The sequence below is a fragment of the Caldimonas manganoxidans ATCC BAA-369 genome (assembly GCF_000381125.1).
Classification (GTDB): Bacteria; Pseudomonadota; Gammaproteobacteria; order Burkholderiales; family Burkholderiaceae_C; genus Caldimonas; species Caldimonas manganoxidans.
In genome coordinates this window covers 1-5,494 of record NZ_KB905993.1, presented here as the reverse complement: position 1 = coordinate 5,494, position 5,494 = coordinate 1, and the positions used below count along the sequence as shown (strand labels likewise).

Sequence of the window (5,494 nt, the reverse complement as noted above, 5' to 3'; positions counted from 1 at the left end):
ACGCCCCGAGAGGACGCCTACACGATCTTCGCGCAATCGATGGATCGAACCGGCTTCGCCCGCGGCACGCTCGCGGTGCGCGAGGGCTTGAACGCCGCCGTGCCTGCTCTCGATCCCGTCGAATGGCTCACCATGGCCGACATGATGGGCGCGATGGACCACGGCGCGATGGGGCATGGCGGCTCGGCCATGGGCGCGATGGACCACGGCGCGATGGGCCACGACATGCCGGGCATGAAGCACGACATGTCCGGCATGAACCATGGCGCGATGGCCATGGATCACGGCCAGCACGCGATGCATGGCATGACAGGCGGCGCGATGGCCAAGCCCAGCGCCACGGTCCGTCACGCACGCACGGAATACGGCCCAAGCACGGATATGCGGGTGGACATGCCGCGCACCAATCTTGACGATCCGGGCATTGGCCTGCGCAACAACGGCCGGCGCGTGCTGACGCTGGCCGACCTCAAAACGATCGGCGGCCCTCTCGATCCTCGCGGGGCCGAGCGCGAGATCGAGCTGCACCTCACCGGCAACATGGAGCGCTATACCTGGTCGCTCGACGGCCTCGAGTTCGGCAAGAGCACGCCGGTGCATCTGAAGTATGGCGAGCGGGTGCGCATCATCCTGCACAACGACACGATGATGACGCACCCGATGCATTTGCATGGGCTGTGGAGCGAGGTGGAAACACCCGACGGGCAGTTCCTGGTGCGTCGCCACACCATCCCGGTGCAGCCCGCGCAGCGCGTCAGCTTCCTCGTGACCGCCGACGCCCTGGGGCGTTGGGCCTGGCACTGCCACCTGATGTTGCACATGGACATGGGCATGTTCCGTGTGGTGGTCGTGTCATGAAACTCATCAAAGAAAGATTCGCCATGAAACCCGGTTCTCTCTTCACTGCGGCGCTGGTGTTGCTCGGTGCGGCACCCGTCTGGGCGCAAACACCGATGGAAGGCGGCCATGCCGGGCACCCGCGCACGGCTCCATCCCCAACGCGAGCCGAATCGAGCGCGAGCACCACCATGGACCACGGCAGCATGAACATGCAAGGCGGAGCCGCCCCCGCCGATGCCCGCGATCCGCACGCGTATGCCAATGGCTTGACCTTGGAGTCGGGCCCGTACGCATTTCCTGGGCCACGGCAACTGCGGCTGTCCGATGAACATGCGTTTGGCAGCGTGCTCCTCGATCGCCTGGAGCGCGTCGACACGAAGGACGGCAACGCCACCGCCTATGAGGCGCAAGCCTGGTTCGGCGGCACCTACGACCGCCTGGTCCTCAAGGCCGAAGGGGACGTCGCCGACGGCAAACTGGAGGAGGCACGCACCGAGGTCCTTTGGGGCCACGCGGTGGCTCCGTTCTGGGACACCCAACTCGGGGTGCGGCAGGACAGCGGCGCCGGCCCTGACCGGACTTGGCTCGCTGTGGGCATCCAAGGGCTCGCCCCGTACTGGTTCGACGTCGATGCCACGGCCTACGTCGGCGGCGCGGGACGCACGGCACTGCGCCTGTCGGGCGAGTACGAGCTCCTGCTCACCCAGCGCCTGATTCTGCAGCCCCGCATGGAAGTCAATCTGTATGGCCGGCGCGATGAAGCGCGTGGCCTGGGAAGTGGGCTGGCCGATGCCACCACAGGGCTGCGCCTGCGTTACGAATTCTCGCGCCAGTTCGCGCCCTATGTCGGCGTCGAATGGGCGGGCAAGTTTGGACAGACGGCGGATTTTGCGCGCGCCGAAGGGCAGCGCACCCGGCAAACGCGGTATGTGGCGGGCGTGCGCCTGTGGTTCTAGCAGCGCCCACGCACAACCACGATCTCATTCACGAATCCCATCAGGAGCATCCAATGATGAAGAAAACCTTGAGCGTTTTGGCGCTGAGCGCGTTGCCTGTGTTGGCGCTGGCCGCCGGCAATCATCAGGGCGGCCATGGCATGGCCGGGCACGACATGCAAGGCATGCACGGTTCGATGCACGGTGGCGCATCACACTCCAACGTCGGCAAACCAGGCGATCCCGCCAAGGTCGACCGCACCATCGAGGTGGTCATGGACGACTCGATGCGGTTCACGCCCGCCACCATCACGGTCAAAAAGGGCGAGACGATCCGCTTCTTTGTCAAAAACGCGGGCAAGGTGCCGCATGAAATGGTGGTCGGCTCCTTGCAGGAGCTCAAAGAACACGCCGAGATGATGCGCAAGATGCCCCAGATGCAGCATGCCGAGCCGAACATGGTGACGCTCCAGCCTGGCCAGCGCGGCGGGCTGGTTTGGCAGTTCGATCAGCCCGGTACGGTGGACTTCGCCTGCCTCATCCCCGGCCATATGGAAGCGGGCATGGTGGGCAAGATCGTCGTCGAATAAGCAGCGTCACCGGGGGTCCTTGTCATGCACCAAACCGTTGATCAACCGTTCCCCCGGCGGCGCAGGCTGCTGCTGGCGGTGCTTGCGCTGAGTCTTCCCTCCCTGGCACCAGCCGCCGCACCGCAGACGCTTGCCGTGCAGGTGTGGAAGGACCCGAACTGTGGGTGTTGCAAGGACTGGATTGCCCACCTGGAGAAAAGCGGATTCCGCGTGAGTGCCGTCGACCAGGGCAACGGCGCAGCCCGCGCTCGCCTCGGGATGCCGCAGAAATTCGGTTCCTGCCATACGGCCCTGATCCAGGGCTATGTGATCGAAGGCCACGTACCCGCCACGGACATCCAGCGGCTGCTCAAGGAAAAGCCCCAAGCCCTGGGCTTGGCGGTGCCGGGCATGCCCATTGGTTCACCCGGCATGGACGGGCCGGTGTATGGCGGCCGACGTGATGCCTACCAGGTCTTGCTGGTTGGGAAAGACGGGTCGGCACAAGTGTTCAGTTCCCATCCATGAAGAAACCCCTCACCCGGCGATGAGCGCGACGCATCATGATCACCACCCCGACACGCGTGGCTCGTCCGGCCTGAGCCGGCGTGTCAGGATCGCGTTGCTGATGGTTGCCCTCATCGGCGGCTTCTACCTGCTGCGCGAGCACTGGATCCATGTCGCAGGCAATTGGGTATACCTGTTGCTGCTGGCGTGCCCGCTGATGCACCTGCTGCATGGCCACGGTGGCGATGGCGGGCATGGTGCGCCGCCCGACAAACCCGCCAACAGGGAGGCGTGAAGTCATGGACCTGCGATCAGACCACGAACACCGCCGACACGCCCATGACCACCCGAGCGCACTGCAGTGGGCCGAAGGTCTGAAGGACCCTGTCTGCGGCATGGACGTTACCGCGCAGTCCGAGCACCACGTCGAGCACGCAGGCCGACTCTTTTACTTCTGCAGCGCCAAGTGCCGGGCGAAGTTCGTCGCCGAGCCGGCGCGCTATGCCTACAGCGGCCATGAGCCTTCGTCTGTCGAAGCGCCGGCGCTGGCGGCAGGCACGATCTACACCTGCCCCATGCACCCCGAGATCCGGCAGGATCACCCCGGCTATTGTCCGAAGTGCGGCATGGCGCTGGAGCCGGTGCTGCCGGATCTCGAAGGAGAAGAGAGTCCCGAGCTGCGCGATTTCCAGCGCCGCTTCTGGTGCACCCTGCCGCTGACCGTCATGGTCACTGTGCTGGCCATGTTCGGCCACCAGTTGCATTGGTTCGAGGCGCGCACACAGACCTGGATCGAACTCGTTCTGTCCCTGCCCATCGTCCTGTGGGCGGGCTGGCCGTTCTTCGTGCGCGGCTGGCAGTCCGTGGTCCATCGCAGCCCGAACATGTGGACCCTGATCGGGCTGGGCACCGGGGCGGCGTTCGTCTACAGCGTGGCGGCGACCGTGGCCCCACAACTGTTCCCGGACTCGTTCGTGTCCATGGGACGGGTCGCGGTGTACTTCGAGGCGGCGGCGGTGATCATTTCCCTGACCCTGCTGGGGCAGGTACTGGAACTCAAGGCGCGTTCGCAGACCTCGGCCGCCATCAAGTCCTTGCTCGGACTGGCCCCCAAGACCGCCCGGCGCCTTCGCGACGATGGCACGGAAGAGGACGTGCCCCTGACGCACATCCATGTCGGCGATCGACTGCGCATTCGACCCGGCGAAAAGGTTCCGGTCGATGGCACCGTCCTCGAGGGCCGCAGCGCCGTGGACGAATCGATGCTGACGGGCGAGCCCCTGCCCGTGACCAAGCAGGCAGGCGACAAGGTCATCGGCGCGACACTCAATACCAGTGGCGCGCTCGTCATGGTCGCCGAACGTGTCGGCGCGGCGACCATGCTGTCCCAGATCGTGCAAATGGTGGCGCAGGCGCAGCGGTCCAAGGCGCCGATGCAGCGCATGGCCGATGTCGTGGCGGGCTATTTCGTGGTCGCGACGGTGTCCATCGCCGTGCTGACCTTTTTTGCCTGGGGCCTGTTCGGGCCGGAACCGCGCTGGGTTTTTGGCCTCATCAACGCCGTGGCTGTGCTGATCATCGCCTGCCCCTGCGCGCTGGGCTTGGCCACGCCCATGTCGATCATGGTGGCGACCGGGCGAGGGGCTACGCAGGGGGTGCTGTTTCGCGATGCCGCCGCGATCGAGAAAATGCGCCAGGTCGATACCCTGATCGTCGACAAGACCGGCACCTTGACCGAAGGCCGGCCGCGCTATCAGACGACGATCGCAGCCGAAGGCTTCACCGCCGACGAGGCCTTGCGACTGGCTGCCAGCCTCGACCAGGGCAGCGAGCACCCGTTGGCCGAAGCCATCGTCTCGGCCGCGCGCGAGCAAGGCCTGGCGCTCTCACGCGCCGAGGAGTTCGACTCGCACTCAGGCATCGGCGTGCGCGGGCGCGTCGATGGACATGCCGTGGCACTGGGCAACACGGCCCTGATGGAACAGCTCGGTGTGGACGTGCGGCCATTGGCCGAGCGGGCGGAGGCGCTGCGCACCGAGGGGGCCAGCGTCATGTATCTGGCCGTCGATCACGCGCTCGCCGCAGTCCTGGCCGTCGCCGACCCGGTGAAGAAGACCACACCGCAAGCGCTGGCGTCGTTGCGCGCGGAGGGCTTGCGCGTCGTCATGGCCACGGGCGACGGTCTGACCACGGCCAAGGCCGTGGCGGCGCGCTTGGGCATCGATGAGGTGCATGGCGAGGTCAAGCCCGCCGACAAACTGCAACTGGTGGAGCGGCTGCAGCGCGAGGGGCGTATCGTTGCGATGGCTGGTGACGGCATCAATGATGCCCCGGCCTTGGCAAAGGCCGACGTCGGTATCGCCATGGGCACCGGCACCGACGTGGCGATGAACAGCGCACAGATCACGCTCGTCAAGGGTGACCTGCGCGGTATTGCGGTGGCGCGCGCCTTGTCAGTGGCCACGGTCCGCAACATGAAGCAGAACCTGATGTTCGCCTTTCTCTACAACGCACTGGGCATTCCCATTGCGGCCGGCGTGCTGTATCCGCTCACCGGTTGGCTGCTTTCACCGTTGATCGCCGCCCTGGCGATGAGTTTCAGCTCCGCATCGGTGATCGGCAATGCGCTGCGTTTGCGCGGCG

6 protein-coding genes are annotated in these 5,494 nt (G+C 65.9%); all 6 read left to right on the top strand.

The features are described 5' to 3' along the window. Positions 1-858: multicopper oxidase domain-containing protein (locus F615_RS0117035; RefSeq protein WP_019562350.1), on the top strand; the 858-nt coding region annotated here is incomplete at its 5' end. A gap of 23 nt (positions 859-881) precedes the next feature. Then, positions 882-1,796: a copper resistance protein B gene (locus tag F615_RS0117030; RefSeq protein WP_245558380.1), complete on the top strand. Its 915-nt coding sequence runs from the start codon at positions 882-884 to the stop codon at positions 1,794-1,796. A 56-nt stretch (positions 1,797-1,852) separates the two neighbouring features. Beyond that, positions 1,853-2,365, top strand: a complete 513-nt coding sequence (locus F615_RS0117025; RefSeq protein WP_026330412.1) for a cupredoxin domain-containing protein — start codon at positions 1,853-1,855, stop codon at positions 2,363-2,365. Positions 2,366-2,575: 210 nt separating this feature from the next. Then, positions 2,576-2,872 (top strand): DUF411 domain-containing protein, encoded by a 297-nt coding sequence (locus F615_RS20775; RefSeq protein ID WP_019562347.1) that lies wholly within the window; start codon positions 2,576-2,578, stop codon positions 2,870-2,872. Positions 2,873-2,972: 100 nt separating this feature from the next. Beyond that, positions 2,973-3,146 (top strand): DUF2933 domain-containing protein, encoded by a 174-nt coding sequence (locus tag F615_RS19035; protein WP_310732007.1) that lies wholly within the window; start codon positions 2,973-2,975, stop codon positions 3,144-3,146. A 4-nt stretch (positions 3,147-3,150) separates the two neighbouring features. Continuing rightward, a partial coding sequence (locus F615_RS0117010) for a heavy metal translocating P-type ATPase (RefSeq protein WP_019562345.1) occupies positions 3,151-5,494 on the top strand: 2,344 nt, incomplete at its 3' end.

Bases quoted from the DNA above. Each gene is read 5' to 3' on its own strand.
- F615_RS0117030 (WP_245558380.1), top strand. From the start codon at position 882: ATGAAACCCGGTTCTCTCTTCACTGCGGCGCTGGTGTTGCTCGGTGCG.
- F615_RS0117025 (WP_026330412.1), top strand. From the start codon at position 1,853: ATGAAGAAAACCTTGAGCGTTTTGGCGCTGAGCGCGTTGCCTGTGTTG.
- F615_RS19035 (WP_310732007.1), top strand. From the start codon at position 2,973: ATGGTTGCCCTCATCGGCGGCTTCTACCTGCTGCGCGAGCACTGGATC.